This window comes from Pseudomonas sp. AC083 (genome assembly GCF_979253165.1).
The window spans coordinates 1-17,625 of sequence record NZ_CEEDDH010000012.1 but is presented as its reverse complement, the minus strand read 5'-3'; the positions used below and the strand labels follow the sequence as shown (position 1 = coordinate 17,625).

The window sequence follows — 17,625 nt, the reverse complement described above, 5'->3', positions numbered from 1 at the left end:
CGGCGCTCAGACCCACTTGAAGCGGGCAGGGAAGCGCGCGACAAAACAGGTGCCCGTTTCACGGTCGGACGTCACGCTCAAGGTGCCGTTGTGCGCATTGGCAATCTGCCCGGCGATGTACAAGCCCAGTCCCAACCCTTCATGACGCTGGCCTGCTTCGGAACGGGAAAACGGTTCGAACAGCAGCGGCATCAGCGCAGGCGGGATCGGCGTGCCCTGATTGGTCAACGAAATAACGATTTCGTCGCCCTCGGCAAAGGCTTTGAGCACGATCGGTTCGGCGGTGGAGCCGTGGGTCACGGCGTTGCCCAGCAGATTCGACAACAACTGGCTGATCCGCAGCGGGTCGCAATAGACCCCGGCCGGCACCTCCAGCGAATCGATAAACTTCGCCTGCGGGTAGGCCACCTGGATTTCTTCAAGGGTCTGGCGCAGCGTTTGCTGCAAGTCATCGACCAGTTTGCGCTGCACCGGGATGCCACTGCCGAGCCGACCCCGGGCGAAGTCGAGGATGTTTTCGATCAGCACGCCCATGCGCACCGAGCTGGTGCGAATCGCCGACAGTAGCGTGCGCGAGCGCTTGTCCTCGACTTTGCTTTCCAGCAGATCTGCACTCATGCGGATGGCACTGAGTGGCGTGCGCAAGTCATGGCCCAGTACGGCGATGAACTGCTCGCGCAGACGGCCCATTTCGTTGGCATCGGCCAGCGCGGTTTTGGTCGCGTGCAAATGGCCTTGGGTATCCAGGCTCATCGCAATCAGTTGGGCGAAGAGGGTGAGGGTCTTTTCGATGGCCGGGTCGTCGAGGTTCGCCGGCACCGAATCAATGGCGCACAGCGTGCCGAAGAACTCGCCATCGGCCTTGATGATCGGAATGGAAATGTAGCTTTCCAGACCGTAGGTTTTCGGCGTGTGATGCGTGGAGAACAGCGGGTGCTGGCTGGCATGGCCGAAGATCACCGGCTGATGGTGCTGACGGATCTCATGACAAATCGTCGATTCGAGCACCAGTTCGCCGCCGGGCAACAGGCCGAAGTCAATCGAATCATCCACGGCGCAGGCGATCCACTTGCTCTCGGTGACCCGCGCTACGGCGGCGAAGCGCATACCGGTGATGTGCTTGACCATGCTCAGGATCACCGGCACCGCGTCAATGCTGCCGATGGCCTGGAGGTCGGAGGAGAAATCTGTCTGGGGCATGGCCGGTGCTTCGCGAAAGTGTCGCCAGAGACTATCGGTAATTGCCGGCCTTGCCTAATGAACCTGCAAAAAAGGGCACCGGGAAAACTCCCGGCGCCCTGTGTGGTGCTTGCTGAGCGCTATCGCCTCAGAACTTGTACTTGGCGGTCATCATGTAGCTGCGCGGGGTGCCGTAGTTATCGGTCGAGCCCCAGGTCACGTCGGTGCCGATGGAGGAATAGTACTTGCGGTCGAAAATGTTGTTGGCGTTGACCTGCAGGTCGAGGTGCTTGTTGACTTCATAACCGGCCATCAGGTCGGTGACCGCGTAGCCGCCCTGTTCGAGGCGATAGCTGCCGCCGTTGGCCAGAGCGATGTCGTTGTACATGCGGCTCTGCCAGTACACGTTGCCGCCCACGCGCAGTTTTTCCAGCGGGCCTTTGAAGCGGTACACGGTGGAGACCTTGAACAGGTGCTCGGGCATGTCGGTGTCGAATTTCTGGTTATTGTTGGCCGGGTTTTCGTCCTTGATGTAGTGGGCGCGGGTGTAGGTGTAGCCGGCGCCGACTTGCCATTGCTCGGTCAGCGCACCTTGCAGTTCCATGTCCACGCCTTGGGCGCGAACCTTGCCGGAGGTTTCGTAGCAGGTCAGTTCCGGGCAGCCGAGCTGGGTCGCCGCCTGGGTGGCGCGGTTGGTCTGGTCCATCTGGAACACCGCCACGCTGCCGTTCAGCGCGCCGTCGAAATATTCGCCCTTGATACCGATTTCGTAGTTTTCACCGACGATCGGCTCAAGCACTTTGCCGCCGAGGTCCTTCTGGGTTTGCGGGGTGAAGATGTCGGTGTAGCTCGCGTAGACCGAGTGATGGTCGTCGAGTTTGTAGATCAGGCCGGCGTAACGGGTCAGGTTGCGCGTGACCTTGAAGTCACCGTCGGCACTGCGATCGTCGTAGTCATACCAGTCCAGACGACTGCCGAGGATCAGCGTCAGCGGATCGGCCAGGCTCAAGCGCGTGGTCAGGTAAACCGCATCCTGGGTGGTGACGTTGCGCGACTTGCCGCTACGGACGAAGTCAGGCTTGGGCGCGGCGATCGGCAGGCCGGTGTCGTAGGGCGCGTATTGCTTGGTGGTGGCGTCGTACACGCGATTGCTCGCGCCGACTACCAACTCGTGGGTACGGCCGAACGCTTCGAACGGGCCGCTGGCGAAACCGTCGAAGGCGCGTTGCTTGTCGGTGTGGTGCGATTGGTAGGCGGTGGTTTCCAGCGGGCCGTCGTAGCGCGACAAATACGTGCCGGAGAATTCGCCCTCGGTTGTCGAAGTCGAGCCGCCAACATGCAGTTTCCAGTCGTTGTCGAAACGGTGTTCGACTTCACCGAATACGGTGTCGACTTGCAGCTTGCGGTTTTCCCAGTCGGTGCCCGGGTAAGTGGAGCGGGGCAGATCAAGGTGGTGGCCGTCTTCGCCGATCGGCAGGCCGCCCCAGAAATAATTGGTCTGATCGTTCTGCCGGGAGAAACCGAGGGTCGCCGTGGTGCTGTCGCTCAGGTCGGCTTCACCGATGGCGTAGAACAGGCCGTGATCGTTTTCTTCCTTGTCGCGAAAACTGTCGGCGCCCTGATACGACGTCACCACCCGGCCACGCAGGGTGCCGCTGTCGTTCAGCGGGCTGGAGGCGTCGACTTCGCCACGGTAGTCATCCCAGCTGCCGGCGGCGCCGGTGAGGGTCACGCGCTGATCAGCGGTCGGGCGCTTGCGCACCATGTTGATCGCCGCCGACGGGTTGCCGGCACCGGTGACCAGGCCGGTCGCGCCACGGACGATTTCCACCCGGTCGAACATCGCCAGGTTCGGTTGCACCGCCAGGGTGTACGGCGAATACGAACTGGGCAGGCCGTCGTACATGATGTTGTCGATGTCGAAACCGCGCGCCTTGTAAGTCTGCCGGCCCGGGCCGCTGGCCTCGCTGAGGAACAGCCCCGGCGTGCCGCGCACCACGTCGTTGACGCTGGTCATGTTCTGGTCGTCCATGCGCTGGCGAGTGATCACCGTCACCGCCTGCGGCGTTTCGCGCATGGTCAGCGACAGCTTGGTCGCGGTCTGCATCGGGCCGGTGGTGTAGGACTGCGTGTCTTCGGTGGTGCTGCTCATCTGCGTGGCGCCGATTTCGGTCGCTTGCAGTTCCAGCGGGCCATTGGCGGGCGCAGTGGCTGCGGTTTCTTCAGCCAACGCAGGAGCGATGCTGGCCATGCCGATGGCGATTGCGAGGAGGTTAGGTGAAAGGTTCGAGCGGCGGTGAATGGTGTGAAACGACATCTATCTGCTTCCCCAAGATTTACCCAAACGAAACTAATGCGAGTGCATGTAAGAATTATTCGCATTAGTATGTCGGAAGTTTCCGGGGGAATAAACCCGTACGAGTCAGTTAGTTAATGATTTTTTCACAATTGGATTTGAGCGCTTGCGCAAACAAATGTGGGAGCGAGCCTGCTCGCGAAGGCGGTGTGTCATTCCACAGATGCGTTGTCTGACACGACGCTTTCGCGAGCAGGCTCGCTCCCACAGGGTTATGCGGTTTTTTTGAAATCAGTCCAGATCCTTCGCCCCATGCCGCTCCGGCACCTGACTGTCTTCATCACCCCAGGTGCGATTCACTCGCTGCCCACGCATGACCGCTGGCCGCTTGGCGATTTCTTCGGCCCAGCGCTGCACATGGCTGTACTCGTGTGCCGCGAGAAACTCCGCCGCCGAGTAAACGTTGTTGCGCACCAGTTGCCCGTACCAGGGCCACACGGCAATGTCGGCGATGGTGTAATCGTCGCCGGCCAGATAGGCGTTATCAGCGAGACGGCGGTTGAGCACATCCAGCTGCCGTTTGGCTTCCATGGTGAAGCGGTTGATCGGGTATTCGAGCTTCTCCGGCGCATACGCGTAGAAGTGCCCGAAACCGCCGCCCAGGTACGGCGCCGAGCCCATTTGCCAGAACAGCCAGTTGAGGGTTTCGGTGCGACCAGCCGGATCCTTGGGCAGCAAGGCGCCGAACTTTTCCGCGAGATACAGCAGGATCGAGCCGGACTCGAACACCCGGATCGGCGGCTCGACGCTGCGATCCAGCAGCGCCGGGATTTTCGAGTTCGGGTTGACCTCTACAAAGCCGCTGGAGAACTGATCGCCCTCGCCAATGCGGATCAGCCACGCGTCGTATTCAGCCTCGCTGTGGCCGAGTGCAAGCAACTCTTCGAGCATGATGGTGACTTTGACACCGTTGGGCGTGGCCAGCGAATACAGTTGCAGCGGATGCTTGCCGACCGGCAGTTCCTTATCGTGGGTCGGCCCGGCGATCGGCCGGTTGATGCTGGCGAAATGGCCGCCGGAAGGAGCTTCGTGTTTCCAGACCTTGGGCGGAACGTAAGACGCATTGCTCATGAAACGGACCTCGTCGATGCTGGGAGAGAACAGGTAGACACCGTATCTCGAAAGGATTGAGAACACTACCTTGTGGGAGCTGGCTTGCCAGCGATGACGGCGGCACATCCAGCATCAATATTGGCTGACCCACCTTAATCGCTGGCAAGCCAGCTCCAACAGGTTCGGAGTCAGGCACAAATCTCCCGTGGGAGCGAACCTGCTCGCGAAAGCGTCGGCAGTGTCGCCGCGCCTAACGGCTCCAATACTGCCCAACCGCACCCCCGACTCCCTGCACCGGATCTGTCTCAGGAAACGCCAGCCCCGCAATCCGCGCCAACTGCGCATCACTCGGCGCGGCCCGGCAAATATCCGCCTGCTGCCCCGGCGGATAAGCACCGACCACCAGAAAATCCGAGCTCGATTCGAGATTACAGTGCCCGGTTCCCGCCGGCAGCAACAGCACATCCCCGGCGTAGACGTCGACGACTTGCCCATCAGGCCCGCCCAACATCAACCGCGCCTGACCGGCCGCCACGCCAAGCACTTCGTGGCCTTCAGTGTGATAGTGGTGATAGTCATAAATGCCGTAGCGCCACTGCGCCGGCCAGCCATTGGCGCCGAAGGTCTGCTCGAAGCGCGCCGCCGGATCGTCGCCTTCAACGGCAATCGCGCTGCGGTAGATCAGCACCGGCAGACGCGGATTGTTCGGCACCCAGTCATTGCGTTGAAGCAGCAGGGTTTGCACATCAGTCATGGCCCATCCTCCTTCGATCATTTCTCAATCGACCACAGAGCAGGGCGCACGCCTCAAAAAATCATTGCCGCGCAAACACGGCGCCTGAGCCATGCCCGGACAATCCAGCGAAACTTCATCGCGCAGCGAGCTGTCCAGACCCTTACATGTCCATGCAGCGGTAAATGGCGAGGGTCAAGATGACGATGACAGTAGGTGATTTTCTGGTTGAGCGGCTCAGCGAATGGGGCGTCACGCGAATTTTTGGTTATCCGGGGGATGGCATCAACGGCGTGTTCGGCGCCATGAGCCGGGCCAAGGGCAAGATCGAATTTGTCCAGGCGCGGCACGAGGAAATGGCCGCGTTCATGGCCTCGGCCCACGCCAAGTTCACCGGCGAGCTGGGCGTGTGCATCGCCACCTCCGGCCCTGGCGCTTCGCACCTGATCACCGGCCTCTACGATGCGCGCATGGACCACATGCCGGTGCTGGCCATTGTCGGTCAGCAGGCGTGCACGGCGCTGGGCAGTCACTACCAGCAGGAACTGGATCTGGTGTCGATGTTCAAGGATGTCGCCGGTGCATTTGTGCAGCAGGCTTCGGCGCCGTCGCAAGTGCGCCATCTGCTTGATCGTGCGGTGCGCACTGCGGTCGGCGAGCGCCGCGTCACCGCGCTGATTCTGCCCAATGACTTGCAGGACCTGCCTTACGAACAACCCGCGCGCGCCCATGGCACCGCGCATTCCGGCGTCGGCTACAGCAAGCCGAAAGTCGTTCCTTATGCCGCCGATCTGCAACGCGCCGCCGAGGTACTGAACAGCGGCGAGAAAGTCGCGATTCTGGTCGGTGCCGGCGCGCTGGAGGCGACCGATCTGGTCGTCGCCGTGGCGGAAAAGCTCGGCGCGGGCGTCGCCAAGGCGCTGTTGGGCAAAGCAGCGTTGCCAGACGATTTGCAGTGGGTCACCGGCAGCATCGGCCTGCTCGGCACCGAGCCCAGCTACAAGCTGATGAGCGAGTGCGACACCTTGCTGATGATCGGTTCGGGCTTCCCGTATTCCGAGTTTCTGCCCAAGGAAGGCCAGGCGCGCGGCGTGCAGATCGACTTGCAGCCGGACATGCTCAGCCTGCGTTATCCGATGGAGGTCAATCTGGTCGGCGATTCAGCGGAAACCCTCGCTGCGTTGCTGCCCTTGCTGGAACAGAAAACCTCGAACAAATGGCGCAAGAAGATCGAAGGCTGGCGCAGCAGCTGGGAGAAAAGCCTGGAAAAACGCGCCATGGCCAAAGCCGATCCGGTCAATCCGCAACGAGTGGTCTACGAGTTGTCACCGCGTTTGCCCGAGCAGGCGATTATCACCAGCGACTCTGGCTCCTGCGCCAACTGGTTCGCCCGTGACCTGAAAATCCGTCGCGGCATGAAATGCTCACTGTCCGGTGGCCTGGCCTCGATGGGCGCGGCGGTGCCGTATGCGATCGCGGCGAAGTTTGCTTACCCGGAACGCCCGGTCATTGCCCTGGTCGGCGACGGCGCGATGCAGATGAACAACATGGCCGAGCTGATCACCGTCGCCAAATACTGGCGGCAATGGCAGAGCCCGAAATGGATCTGCGCGGTGTTCAATAACGAAGACCTCAACCAGGTCACCTGGGAGCAGCGGGTGATGGAGGGCGATCCAAAGTTCGAAGCGTCGCAAAGCATTCCGGACGTGCCGTATCACCTGTTCGCGATCTCCATCGGTCTGAAGGGCATTTTCGTTGATCGCGAGGAGGAGGTCGCAGCTGCATGGGAGCAAGCGCTCGCCTCGGAAGTGCCGGTGCTGATCGAGTTCAAGACCGACCCGAACGTGCCGCCGTTGCCGCCGCACATCAAGCTTGAGCAAGCGAAGAAATTCGCCACGACCCTGGTCAAGGGCGACCCGGACGAAGCCGGGGTGATCGTGCAGACCGCCAAGCAGGTACTGGGCGCCGTGTTGCCGGGCAAGAAATGACGGTGGGCGCTTGAACGAGCCAGCGATATTCATCGGCTGCGCCGGCTGGAGTCTCGGGCGCGAGCATTGGCCGGTATTCCCCGCCGAAGGCACGCACCTGCAACGCTACGCCGCGCGCTTCAACTGTGTGGAAATCAATAGCTCGTTCTATCGCCCGCATCGGCGTCAGACCTACGAACGCTGGGCCGACTCGGTAGCGCCGGACTTTCGCTTCGCAGTGAAAGTGCCGAAGCTCATCACCCATGAACAGCGGCTGGCGGACAGCGCGGCCGCGCTCGATGAGTTTCTCGGCCAGTGCCAGGGCTTGGGTGATCGACTCGGCTGCCTGCTGGTGCAACTGCCACCGAAACTTGCCTTCGATGCGCCGGTGCCCGAGGCGTTTTTTCATGCCCTGCGCGAGCGGTTCACGGGCAGTGTAGTGCTGGAGCCGCGACACGAATCGTGGACTGAGGCTGAGGCAATGCTGATGGAGCTGCAGATTGCCCAGGCGGTGGTCGATCCCTCGCGGATCAGCAGCGACACCGCGCCGGGTGGCTGGCAAGGCCTGCAGTATTGGCGCCTGCACGGCTCGCCACGGATTTATCACAGCGCTTATGAAGCGGCCTATCTGCAACAGCTTGCTCAGAACCTGCGGCGCGCGAAGGCTGACGGCAGAGACATCTGGTGCATCTTCGACAACACCGCCAGCGGCGCCGCCACGGCCAATGCGCTGGCTTTGAAGGCATTGATCGAAGGCGGTGAACTCTGAACGACGACGCTCTCGCCACCCACACAAACGATCCGGCTACAGGTAAACTCCGCGCACTTTTTCAAGGAGTTCACATGAGTTACTACCAGCCGGGCATTCTCGCTACCCCTGTTCCTGCGCAAGCACGTCATCTGTTTTTCGCCCTGGCGTCGGTTGAAGCCTTGCCGCAAGCGATCGACAGCCTGCTGATGCTGGTGGATGGCAAGTCGGCGGTGGTTGGCTTTGGTGAGTCGTTGACCAAGGCGCTGAATGTCGAAATCGCTGGCCTGCGCAGCTTCCCGGCGCTGACCGGCGTTGGCGTGAATAACCCGTCGACTCAGCATGCCCTGTGGATCTGGTTGCACGGTGTCGACCGGGGTGAGCTGCTCAACCGCTGCAACGCTATCGAAGCCGCGCTGGCCCCGGCCTTGCGTCTGGTCGAGATGCAGGAAGCCTTCCGTCATATGGACGGCCACGACCTTACCGGGTACGAGGACGGCACGGAAAACCCCCACGATGACGCCGCTGTCGCCGCCGCGCTGCTGAGCAGTGGCGCGGACGGGCTGGTCGGTGGCAGCTTCGCCGCGATCCAGCAGTGGCAGCACGACCTCAAGGGTTTTCATCGCCTGTCTGCAGGGGCCAAGGACGACATCATGGGACGGCGCTTGAGCGATAACGAAGAAATCGACGACGCGCCGATCTCCGCCCACGTCAAACGCACCGCGCAAGAGAGCTTCGCGCCGGAAGCGTTCGTCGTGCGCCGCTCGATGCCGTGGATTGAAGGCGATCGCGCCGGTTTGATGTTCCTCGCTTTCGGTTTTTCGCTGGATGCTTTCGAAGCACAGCTGCGGCGCATGAGCGGCCTGGAGGACGGTATTGCCGATGGCTTGTACCAGATCAGCCGGCCAATCACCGGCGGCTACTACTGGTGCCCGCCGCTCAAGGACGGACGCCTTGATCTGCGCGCGCTGCGCATCGGCTGAGGACTGCATATGAACGTGGTGCGCTGGGGCATGATCGGTTGCGGCAGTGTCGCTGAACGCAAGAGCGGACCGGCCTTTTACAAGGCGCCCGGTTCGGCACTGGTCGCAGTGATGGGCCGACGCCTCGAAGCGGTGACCGACTACGCCGCGCGCCACGGCATCAGCCGCGTCTATACCGATGTCGATGCGCTGATCAACGATCCCGAAGTGGACGCGGTGTACATCGCCACACCGCCCGACAGCCACCACGCCTACAGCCTGAAAGTCGCCGCCGCCGGCAAGCATTGCTGCGTGGAAAAGCCCATGGCACTCAACGCCGGGCAAAGCCGCGAGATGCAGCAAGCGTTTGCCGCTGCCGGTCTGCACTTGTTCGTCTCCTATTACCGCCGCTCGCTGCCGCGCTTCGCTCAGGTGCGGCAATGGCTGGAGGAGGGTCGCATCGGCGATGTCCGCCATCTGAGCTGGACGCTGACCAAAGCGCCGTCGCCGGCTGATCTTGAGGGTCGCGATAATTGGCGCACCGACCCGGCGGTGGCGGGCGGCGGCTACTTTGCCGACCTGGCCAGCCATGGCCTGGACCTGTTTCAGTATCTGCTTGGCGACATCGTTGAAGTCGCCGGTTTCACCGCGCGTCAGGCGGGTCTGTATGCGGCGGAAGATGCGGTCAGCGCCACCTGGCGGTTCGCTTCCGGAGCGCTGGGCATGGGCTGCTGGAACTTTGTTGCGGACCGGCGTGAAGATCGGGTCGAGATTATCGGCAGCACAGGGCGCATCGGGTTTTCGGTGTTTGACGAGCATCCGGTGCAGCTGGATGCCGATGAGCAGATCAGCCTGGAGATCGCTCATCACGAGCATATTCAGTGGCATCACGTGCTGGGGATGAATGCGCATATTCGGGGTGATTCACAGCATCCCGCCGTGGCCGAGCAGGCCGTCAAGACCGACTGGGTAATGGACGAGATCCTCAAACGCTGAATAGCTCATGATCCCACAGGTCTCCCGGCGCAACACGCATCTAAGGTTATGCCCAAACGATATTTCTCAACCTCGTCATAACGTCTCTAAGATCACGTCATAACTCGTTATAACAAGTGATCCCACGATGCCCGACAACGTTCTCTCCCTCAGTAGCGTTCCGCTGCACACCCAACTGCGCGACGTGCTCCGTGCGCGGATTCTCGACGGTGAATACCCGCAAGACAGTCAGATGCCTTCCGAAAGCGAACTGGGTGCGCTGTTCAAAGTCAGCCGCATCACCGTGCGCCAAGCCTTGGGCGATCTACAAAAGGAAGGTCTGATCTTCAAGATCCATGGCAAGGGCACCTTCGTCGCCAAGCCGAAAACCTTTCAGAACGTCAGTAGCCTGCAAGGCCTCGCCGAGTCGATGACCGGGCGCGGCTACGAGGTGATCAACCGCCTGCGCAGTTTCAAATTCATTCCGGCCGACAAGCGCGTGGCCGAGCGTCTGCAGGTGGCCGAAGGTGAAATCGTCGCGCAGATCAAACGCGTGCGCCTGATCAACCGCGAGCCGATCTCGCTGGAAATCACCTACCTGCCCAAAGCGGTCGGCGAACGGCTGGAGAAGGCCGACCTGGTCACTCGTGACATCTTTCTCATTCTGGAAAACGACTGCGGCATCGCCCTCGGCCACGCCGATCTGGCCATCGACGCGGTGCTGGCCGACAGCGACCTGACCCAGGCACTCAGCGTCGAAGCGGGCTCGCCGATCATGCGCATCGAGCGCCTGACCCATGACGCCCAAGGCCAGCCGCTGGACTTCGAACACCTTTATTACCGTGGCGATGCGTTCCAGTACCGCCTGCGGATCGACCGGCAAAAAGGGGAGCAGGCATGACCCGCAACGTTCTAGAACAGGAATACGACATCGTCGTGATTGGCGGCGGTACGGCCGGGCCGATGGCAGCGATCAAGGCCAAGGAGAAGAACCGCGATTTGCGCGTGTTGCTGGTCGACAAGGCCAACGTCAAACGCAGCGGCGCGATCAGCATGGGCATGGACGGCCTGAACAACGCGATCATCCCCGGCCACTCGACGCCAGAGCAGTACACCAAGGAAATCACCATCGCCAACGACGGCATCGTCAATCAGGCGGCGGTCTACGCCTATGCGACGCACAGTTTTGAAACCATCGAACAACTCGACCGCTGGGGCGTGAAGTTCGAGAAGGACGAAACCGGTGACTACGCGGTGAAAAAGGTCCACCACATGGGCGCCTATGTGCTGCCGATGCCAGAAGGGCACGACATCAAGAAAGTCCTGTATCGGCAGTTGAAACGTGCGCGGGTGAGCATCACCAATCGCCTGGTCTGCACGCGTTTGCTGACCGACGAGGAGGGCGCGGTCAACGGCGTGATGGGCTTCGATTGTCGCACCGCCGACTTCCATGTGATCAAGGCCAAAGCGGTGATTCTCGCCTGCGGCGCGGCCGGGCGCCTCGGTCTGCCGTCGTCGGGCTACCTGATGGGCACCTACGAAAACCCGACCAATGCGGGCGACGGCTACGCGATGGCCTATCACGCAGGCGCCGAACTGGCCAACCTTGAGTGCTTTCAGATCAACCCGCTGATCAAGGATTACAACGGCCCGGCTTGCGCGTACGTCACCGGCCCGCTGGGTGGCTACACCGCCAACAACAAGGGCGAACGCTTCATCGAGTGCGACTACTGGAGCGGGCAGATGATGTGGGAATTTCACCAGGAACTGGAAAGCGGCAACGGCCCGGTGTTCCTCAAACTCGATCACCTGGCCGAGGAAACCATCCAGAACATCGAGGAAATCCTGCACAGCAACGAGCGCCCGAGCCGTGGCCAGTTCCACGCCAATCGCGGCACTGACTACCGCACGCAGATGGTTGAAATGCACATTTCGGAAATCGGTTTTTGCAGCGGCCACTCGGCGTCAGGCGTGTGGGTCAACGAGCGTGCCGAGACTTCGGTCAAGGGCTTGTACTCGGCCGGCGACATGGCTGCGGTGCCGCACAATTACATGCTTGGCGCGTTCACTTACGGCTGGTTCGCCGGGCACAACGCCGCGGACTTTGTTGCCGGCCGCGAGTTTTCCGCACTGGACAGCGAGCAGATCGCCAAGGAGAAAGCCCGGGTCTACGCGCCGCTCGATCGCCAGGACGGTCTGCCGCCGGCGCAGGTCGAATACAAGCTGCGGCGCTTCGTCAACGACTACCTGCAACCGCCGAAAGTGACCAAAAAAATGCAGATCGGCCTGCAACGCTTCAGCGACATCGAGCGCGATCTCGAGCAGATGAAAGCCAACAACGCTCACGAACTGATGCGAGCGATGGAAACCAGCGTGATCCGCGACTGTGCCGAAATGGCCGCCCGCGCTTCGTTGTTCCGCGCTGAAAGCCGCTGGGGCCTGTACCACTATCGCGTCGATCATCCGCAACGCAACGACGTCGATTGGTTCTGCCACTGCCATCTGAAGAAGGGCGAGGACGGCAAGATGAGCAGTTTCAAGAAGGCCGTCGAGCCCTACATCATCCCGCTCGACGCCGAGGAAATGCAGGCTTACGACCGCCTGCGGGTCGGCGCCTTCGCCGCTTGAGACATCATTTTTCAGAGAGTCCGAACCATGGCTTACCAAGCTCAGGAAATCTTCTTCCGCTCCAACGCGCCGGTCACGGTCGACGAGGACAAATGCATCGCCGAAAAGGGCTGCACCGTGTGTGTCGACGTCTGCCCGATGGACCTGCTGGCGATCAATCCGGCCACGCAAAAGGCCTACATGGCTTTCGATGAATGCTGGTACTGCATGCCGTGCGAGAAGGATTGCCCGACGGGGGCGGTGAAGGTCGACATCCCCTATTTGTTGCGTTGACCCCAAATCCATTGTGGGAGCGAGCCTGCTCGCGAAAGCAATCGTTCATTCAACAATGATGGTGACTGACCCGCCGCCTTCGCGAGCAGGCTCGCTCCCACGTTGCAATTGTGATTATCCAATAGCCATCCGGTGAACCCCGGACGCTGAATGCAAAACACCCCTCGTTTCCCACCGCGCCCCGATCGCGGCGGAGACGAACTTCAAACCAATGATTCGAGGGGAAACACTCATGTTGCGTGCAGCACTCGCTGGGCTGGTCCTGGCTTCATTCACCTTGTCGGCCTCGGCCGAAACCATCCGCATCGCCATCGGCACTCAGGACACCACCATCAACTGCGCCGCCGGTGGCCTGTTGATCCGTGAACTCGGTCTGCTGGAAAAATACCTGCCCCACGATGGCGCCTACAAAGACGCCAAGTACGACGTGCAGTGGAAGAATTTCACCAGTGGCGCGCCGCTGACCAATGAGATGGTCGCCGGCAAGCTCGATTTCGGTGCCATGGCCGATTTCCCCGGTGCGTTCAACGGTGTGGCGTTCGAAACGGCGGGCAAGCACAGCCTGTTCATCAGCGTGCTGTCGGGCAGCATCAAGGGCAGCGGCAACGGCATTGTCGTGCCGAGCGCTTCGTCGGTGCAGAGCCTCAGCGAACTCAAGGGCAAGACCATTTCGGTGCCGTTCGCCTCGACGGCTCACGGCATGTTGCTGCGCGCCGTGGCAGAGCAGGGCTGGGACCCGCTCAAGGATGTCAACATCATCGCCCAGCCACCGGAAGTCGCCGGCTCGGCATTGCAGGCCGGCAAGATCGACGCCCACGCCGATTTCGTGCCCTTCGCCGAGCTGTTCCCGAGCCGTGGTTTCGCCCGCAAGATCTACGACGGCGCTCAGGCCAACGCGCCGACTTTCCATGGCGCACTGGTGGATCAGGCCTACGCCAAAAAGTATCCGGAAATCGTCGTCGCCTACCTGCGCGCCAGCATCGAAGCCAACCAACTGCTCGCCACCGAACCGGAGAAGTACAGCGAACTGATCGCCAAAGTCACCGGCGTCGATGCCGAGGTCAACTACCTGTTCCATGGCCCGCTCGGCGTACAGACCCGTGACCTGAGCTGGAAGCCTGAATATCGCCAGGCCGTCGGTACCGCCATCGATACCCTGAAGCTGCTGAAAAAAGCCGATCGCGGGCTCGACCTGAACAGCTTCATCGACGACCAGTACATCCGCGCCGCGTTCAAGGCTTCGAACCTCGATTACACCGCGCAACTGGCCAACTACGCGCAGACGCCATTGCCGGGTGTGGATGCGGCGACGGGCAAAGCCATCACCGACGTCAGCCATGTCGCGGAAATCTGGGTGCGTGGCGAGGAAAAAGTCCGCCGTTATGGCTCGGCTGAAGCGGCGTTCACCGCGCTGGCAGGGTTGAAGCAGGAGGGCAAGAACATTCGTGCGGTTTATGCGCAGGCCAGTGACAGCGGGATCAAGTTGCTCGCTGAACAGGCGTGGTTTGCCAGCGACGCCAAGGGCCGCCTCAGCGCATTTCTGCTCAAGGGCCAGGCCCAGCAATACGCTGCGGGGCAGGGTGGCAAGGTGTTCGACTTCAGCGATGCCACTGCGCAGGTTGTTGCTGCGCGCTAACCCTGAACACCTCAATCATAAATGTGGGAGCGAGCCTGCTCGCGAAGGCGTCAGGCCAGTGACTGATACAGGTCTGGCCCACCGCTTTCGCGAGCAGGCTCGCTCCCACAAGGGACTCGGTTTATGGAAATTAATGTGTATCGATCCTGTTTGCGCTGGATTCCGAGGACCAGCTCCCTGCTGCTCTGCCTGCTCTTCTGGCAACTCGCCGCCAGCCATCACTGGAACCTCGGCCTGGTCACCTTTGCCAACGTGCCGACGCCACTGGCGGTGATCGAAGCCGCGCTGGGCCTGGGCGACTCGGGCAAGCTCTGGCAGCACCTGAGCAGCAGCCTCGGCCGCGTCTTCGCCGGTTACGTGGCGGCGTTGATCATTGGCATCGCCCTGGGCCTGGCCATCGGCCGGTCGAAATGGGCCGAAGACATTCTGCTGCCACCACTGGAGGTCCTGCGCCCGATCCCCGCCGTGGCGTGGATTCCGCTGGCGATTCTGATGTTTCCGTCCTCGGAATTGTCGATGGTCTTCATTACCTTCACCGGCGCGCTGTTCCCGATTCTGCTCAACACCGTGCACGGCGTCGAAGGCGTCGATCCACGCCTGATCGCCTCGGCAAAAAGCCTCGGGGCAGGGCGCCGGGCGATTCTGCTGGAGGTGATTCTGCAGGGCGCTGCGCCGAGCATCATTACCGGCCTGGCGATCGGCATGGGCACGTCGTGGTTCTGTCTGGTGACGGCGGAAATGATCTCCGGGCAGTTCGGCATCGGTTACTACACCTGGGAGTCCTACACCATTCAGAACTACGCCGACATTGTCGTCGGCATGCTCCTGATCGGCGTGTTGGGCATGGGCAGCAGTTGGCTGATCAAACGCCTGGGCGGCTTGTTCACGCCTTGGCATCGACCGCGAGGCAAAGCCTGATGAGCGTGATGCAAACCCCGGAAGGGCGGATCGACATTCGCCAGTTGTCCATCGTCCTCGGCCAGGGCCGCGAGGCTTTCGAAGCGGTGCAGGGTCTCGATTGCCAGATTGAACCCGGCCAGTTCGTGTGCATTCTCGGCCCGTCCGGATGCGGCAAGTCGACCTTGCTCGGCGCTCTGGCCGGGCACTTGAATGGGAGTACCGGCAGCTTGAAAGTCGACGGCAGCGCGGTAAACGGCCCGTCGCCGCAGCGCGGCATGGTGTTCCAGCACCACACGCTGTTCCCGTGGCGTACGGTGCGCGACAACGTCGCCTTCGGCCTGAAGATGCGCGGCGTCGGCAAGGCTGAGCGGCATCGCGCGGCTGATGAAATCCTCAAACTGGTCGGCCTCGAAGGCTTTGCCGAGCGCTGGCCTGATCAGCTTTCCGGTGGCATGCAGCAGCGGGTGGAGATCGCCCGGGTGCTGGTCAATCGCCCGCGCCTGTTGCTGATGGACGAGCCGTTCGGCGCGCTGGATGCGCTGACCCGCTTGAACATGCAGGAACTGCTGCTGGACATCTGGACGCGCATCCGCACCACGGTGGTTTTCGTCACCCACGACATTGACGAGGCGCTGTTTCTCGCCGACCGCTTGCTGGTGATGAGCGCGCGACCGGGGCGAATCATCGAAGACTTGCCTCTGGACTTTCCGCGTCCGCGCACCAGCGAGCTGGTGACCAGCCCGGAATTCGCTCGCCTCAAGCGCCACTGCCTCGACCTGCTGCGCCACGACAACGACCGACCGCTGCCGCGCCTCAATCCGCTCGGCCTGCCTCCTGAAAACCCTTTGCCGCGATTTGCCCTATGACCTCTATTTTTGCTGTGACCGACAACGAAGACATCCTCGCCCTGCAACCGCGCCTGACGGCTGAAGACGCTGGCGTGCGGCGCATTGCCCTGATTGATCTGGCTGATCTGGAGGAACCGGATGGTTTGCTCTGGCTGGTTGATCGACTTCGTCAGGATCCCGCCGAGGACGTCCGCGCTGAAGCCGCACGATTGCTCGAAGCGTGGGAGGATGAAGTGGTCGTGCAAGCCTTGTGCGAAGCGCTGACGGATCCGGCGCCCGCCGTGCAATCGGCGGCTGCGCAAAGCCTGAGTCTGCTCAAGACTGCGCAAGCGGGAGGGGTAATTCTGCCGTGGACCGCCCATGCCGATGTCAGTGTGCGCATCGCCGCATTTCGGGCGTTACGCGAATTGCGCTTCGGCGAGGCCGCGCCGGCCGCCGTCGCAGCGCTGGAGGATGCCGATGCCAATGTCCGTCGCGAAGCGGTTGGCGTGCTCGGCTGGCTCAAACAGCTCGACGCGCTGCCAGCCCTGGCGCGCCTGGCAAGCGAAGACCCGGACACCGAAGTGCGCCGCGCCGCGACCGGTGCGCTCGGTCTGGCCAGCGACGCCGAAGTGCTGCCGGCGTTGCGCCAGGCGTTGCGCGACCCTGCCTGGCAAGTGCGCGAAGAAGCTGCGACCACGCTGGGCAAGGTTGGCCACAGCGACGCCGGCCCGGCCTTGGTCGAAGCGCTGAGCGATGACTATTGGCAAGTGCGCCTGCGCGCCACCCGCAGCCTCGGCCGCCTGCGCTTCGTCCCGGCGCTGGATGCGCTGATCGACACCCTCGGCCACCGCATCAGCAATCTGCGCAAGGAAGCCGCGCTGGCCCTCGGTGAATTGAACGATCGCGGCGCCGTGGCCGCGTTGCAGGCAGCGCAGGACGACGGCGACCCGGAAGTGCGCAAAGCCGTGCGCATCGCTCTGAGTCAATTGCAATGAATCCGCTGGCGGTGGGCAACTCGCAGAGTGCGCGCACGTTGCGCCTGAGCTGGCCGGGCGGGCGCGAATCGCTGCTCAGGCATGCCGATCTGCGCCGGCAATGCCCGTGCTCGCAATGCCGCGCGTTTCGCCTGCGCGGCGTGACGCCGCTGGTAGATGATCGCGTGCGCCTGATCGAGGTCAATCCGCAGGGTTATGGTGTGCAACTGGTGTTCAGCGACGGGCATCAACGCGGGATTTACCCGTGGGAGTACCTGGCGCAACTGGATTCCTGACCTTATCCGATGATCGTTCCCACGCTCAGCGTGGGAATGCAGCCCGTGACGCTCCGCGTCACTGGACGCGGAGCGTCCCTTGAGGCATTCCCACGCAGAGCGTGGGAACGATCAG

At 62.0% G+C, this 17,625-nt stretch carries 16 protein-coding genes; 12 read left to right on the top strand and 4 right to left on the bottom strand.

What is annotated here, in order from left to right; genetic code table 11:
• Nucleotides 1-6 precede the first annotated feature (6 nt).
• The 4 genes from AC0IXA_RS17675 to AC0IXA_RS17660 all read right to left on the bottom strand — a co-directional run bounded on the left by AC0IXA_RS17675 (nt 7) and on the right by AC0IXA_RS17660 (nt 5,342).
• Nucleotides 7-1,200 (bottom strand): GAF domain-containing sensor histidine kinase, encoded by a 1,194-nt coding sequence (locus AC0IXA_RS17675; RefSeq protein WP_122601807.1) that lies wholly within the window; start codon nt 1,198-1,200, stop codon nt 7-9.
• Between the two features lie 127 nt (nt 1,201-1,327).
• Nucleotides 1,328-3,496: a TonB-dependent siderophore receptor gene (locus AC0IXA_RS17670; protein WP_471814087.1), complete on the bottom strand. Its 2,169-nt coding sequence runs from the start codon at nt 3,494-3,496 to the stop codon at nt 1,328-1,330.
• 270 nt (nt 3,497-3,766) lie between these two features.
• The gene (yghU, locus tag AC0IXA_RS17665; RefSeq protein ID WP_341637711.1) at nt 3,767-4,606 is read right to left on the bottom strand and encodes a glutathione-dependent disulfide-bond oxidoreductase; all 840 of its coding nucleotides are present in this window, start codon (nt 4,604-4,606) and stop codon (nt 3,767-3,769) included.
• 232 nt (nt 4,607-4,838) lie between these two features.
• Nucleotides 4,839-5,342, bottom strand: coding sequence for a cupin (locus AC0IXA_RS17660; protein ID WP_341637710.1), 504 nt, complete (start codon nt 5,340-5,342; stop codon nt 4,839-4,841).
• A 179-nt stretch (nt 5,343-5,521) separates the two neighbouring features.
• Between AC0IXA_RS17660 and AC0IXA_RS17655 the strand changes: the two genes are divergently transcribed.
• From AC0IXA_RS17655 to AC0IXA_RS17600, 12 genes are all read left to right on the top strand, one after another.
• Entirely contained in the window at nt 5,522-7,309 is a 1,788-nt protein-coding gene (locus AC0IXA_RS17655; protein ID WP_471814084.1) for a thiamine pyrophosphate-requiring protein, read from the top strand.
• A gap of 10 nt (nt 7,310-7,319) precedes the next feature.
• On the top strand, nt 7,320-8,057 hold the full coding sequence (locus AC0IXA_RS17650) for a DUF72 domain-containing protein (protein WP_471814082.1): 738 nt from the start codon (nt 7,320-7,322) through the stop codon (nt 8,055-8,057).
• 74 nt (nt 8,058-8,131) lie between these two features.
• The gene (locus tag AC0IXA_RS17645) at nt 8,132-9,019 is read left to right on the top strand and encodes a Dyp-type peroxidase (RefSeq protein WP_071172020.1); all 888 of its coding nucleotides are present in this window, start codon (nt 8,132-8,134) and stop codon (nt 9,017-9,019) included.
• A gap of 9 nt (nt 9,020-9,028) precedes the next feature.
• Entirely contained in the window at nt 9,029-9,994 is a 966-nt protein-coding gene (locus tag AC0IXA_RS17640) for a Gfo/Idh/MocA family protein (RefSeq protein WP_460154544.1), read from the top strand.
• A gap of 127 nt (nt 9,995-10,121) precedes the next feature.
• Nucleotides 10,122-10,874 (top strand): GntR family transcriptional regulator, encoded by a 753-nt coding sequence (locus AC0IXA_RS17635; RefSeq protein ID WP_341637707.1) that lies wholly within the window; start codon nt 10,122-10,124, stop codon nt 10,872-10,874.
• Entirely contained in the window at nt 10,871-12,601 is a 1,731-nt protein-coding gene (locus AC0IXA_RS17630; protein WP_341637706.1) for a fumarate reductase/succinate dehydrogenase flavoprotein subunit, read from the top strand. Before AC0IXA_RS17635 ends, AC0IXA_RS17630 begins: the two co-directional genes overlap by 4 nt.
• 27 nt (nt 12,602-12,628) lie before the next feature.
• Nucleotides 12,629-12,874 carry a 4Fe-4S dicluster domain-containing protein gene (locus tag AC0IXA_RS17625; protein ID WP_003225615.1) on the top strand — a complete coding sequence of 82 codons (246 nt, stop codon included), beginning with the start codon at nt 12,629-12,631 and terminating at the stop codon, nt 12,872-12,874.
• A gap of 211 nt (nt 12,875-13,085) precedes the next feature.
• Nucleotides 13,086-14,510, top strand: a complete 1,425-nt coding sequence (locus AC0IXA_RS17620; protein WP_341637705.1) for an ABC transporter substrate-binding protein — start codon at nt 13,086-13,088, stop codon at nt 14,508-14,510.
• Between the two features lie 135 nt (nt 14,511-14,645).
• Nucleotides 14,646-15,428 carry an ABC transporter permease gene (locus AC0IXA_RS17615; protein ID WP_471814243.1) on the top strand — a complete coding sequence of 261 codons (783 nt, stop codon included), beginning with the start codon at nt 14,646-14,648 and terminating at the stop codon, nt 15,426-15,428.
• A complete protein-coding gene (locus AC0IXA_RS17610; RefSeq protein ID WP_471814077.1) occupies nt 15,428-16,276 on the top strand; it encodes an ABC transporter ATP-binding protein in 849 nt (282 codons plus the stop codon). Before AC0IXA_RS17615 ends, AC0IXA_RS17610 begins: the two co-directional genes overlap by 1 nt.
• The gene (locus AC0IXA_RS17605) at nt 16,273-17,235 is read left to right on the top strand and encodes a HEAT repeat domain-containing protein (RefSeq protein WP_341637702.1); all 963 of its coding nucleotides are present in this window, start codon (nt 16,273-16,275) and stop codon (nt 17,233-17,235) included. Before AC0IXA_RS17610 ends, AC0IXA_RS17605 begins: the two co-directional genes overlap by 4 nt.
• The gene (locus tag AC0IXA_RS17600) at nt 17,232-17,510 is read left to right on the top strand and encodes a DUF971 domain-containing protein (protein WP_341637701.1); all 279 of its coding nucleotides are present in this window, start codon (nt 17,232-17,234) and stop codon (nt 17,508-17,510) included. Before AC0IXA_RS17605 ends, AC0IXA_RS17600 begins: the two co-directional genes overlap by 4 nt.
• Nucleotides 17,511-17,625 lie beyond the last annotated feature (115 nt).

What these genes read in the sequence shown, in the direction of transcription:
- AC0IXA_RS17670 (WP_471814087.1), bottom strand. Translation starts at nt 3,496, where the DNA reads ATGTCGTTTCACACCATTCACCGCCGCTCGAACCTTTCACCTAACCTC.
- AC0IXA_RS17645 (WP_071172020.1), top strand. Translation starts at nt 8,132, where the DNA reads ATGAGTTACTACCAGCCGGGCATTCTCGCTACCCCTGTTCCTGCGCAA.
- AC0IXA_RS17655 (WP_471814084.1), top strand. Translation starts at nt 5,522, where the DNA reads ATGACGATGACAGTAGGTGATTTTCTGGTTGAGCGGCTCAGCGAATGG.
- AC0IXA_RS17660 (WP_341637710.1), bottom strand. Translation starts at nt 5,342, where the DNA reads ATGACTGATGTGCAAACCCTGCTGCTTCAACGCAATGACTGGGTGCCG.
- AC0IXA_RS17620 (WP_341637705.1), top strand. Translation starts at nt 13,086, where the DNA reads ATGATTCGAGGGGAAACACTCATGTTGCGTGCAGCACTCGCTGGGCTG.
- AC0IXA_RS17675 (WP_122601807.1), bottom strand. Translation starts at nt 1,200, where the DNA reads ATGCCCCAGACAGATTTCTCCTCCGACCTCCAGGCCATCGGCAGCATT.
- AC0IXA_RS17610 (WP_471814077.1), top strand. Translation starts at nt 15,428, where the DNA reads ATGAGCGTGATGCAAACCCCGGAAGGGCGGATCGACATTCGCCAGTTG.
- AC0IXA_RS17600 (WP_341637701.1), top strand. Translation starts at nt 17,232, where the DNA reads ATGAATCCGCTGGCGGTGGGCAACTCGCAGAGTGCGCGCACGTTGCGC.
- AC0IXA_RS17605 (WP_341637702.1), top strand. Translation starts at nt 16,273, where the DNA reads ATGACCTCTATTTTTGCTGTGACCGACAACGAAGACATCCTCGCCCTG.
- AC0IXA_RS17630 (WP_341637706.1), top strand. Translation starts at nt 10,871, where the DNA reads ATGACCCGCAACGTTCTAGAACAGGAATACGACATCGTCGTGATTGGC.
- AC0IXA_RS17625 (WP_003225615.1), top strand. Translation starts at nt 12,629, where the DNA reads ATGGCTTACCAAGCTCAGGAAATCTTCTTCCGCTCCAACGCGCCGGTC.
- yghU (WP_341637711.1), bottom strand. Translation starts at nt 4,606, where the DNA reads ATGAGCAATGCGTCTTACGTTCCGCCCAAGGTCTGGAAACACGAAGCT.
- AC0IXA_RS17640 (WP_460154544.1), top strand. Translation starts at nt 9,029, where the DNA reads ATGAACGTGGTGCGCTGGGGCATGATCGGTTGCGGCAGTGTCGCTGAA.
- AC0IXA_RS17635 (WP_341637707.1), top strand. Translation starts at nt 10,122, where the DNA reads ATGCCCGACAACGTTCTCTCCCTCAGTAGCGTTCCGCTGCACACCCAA.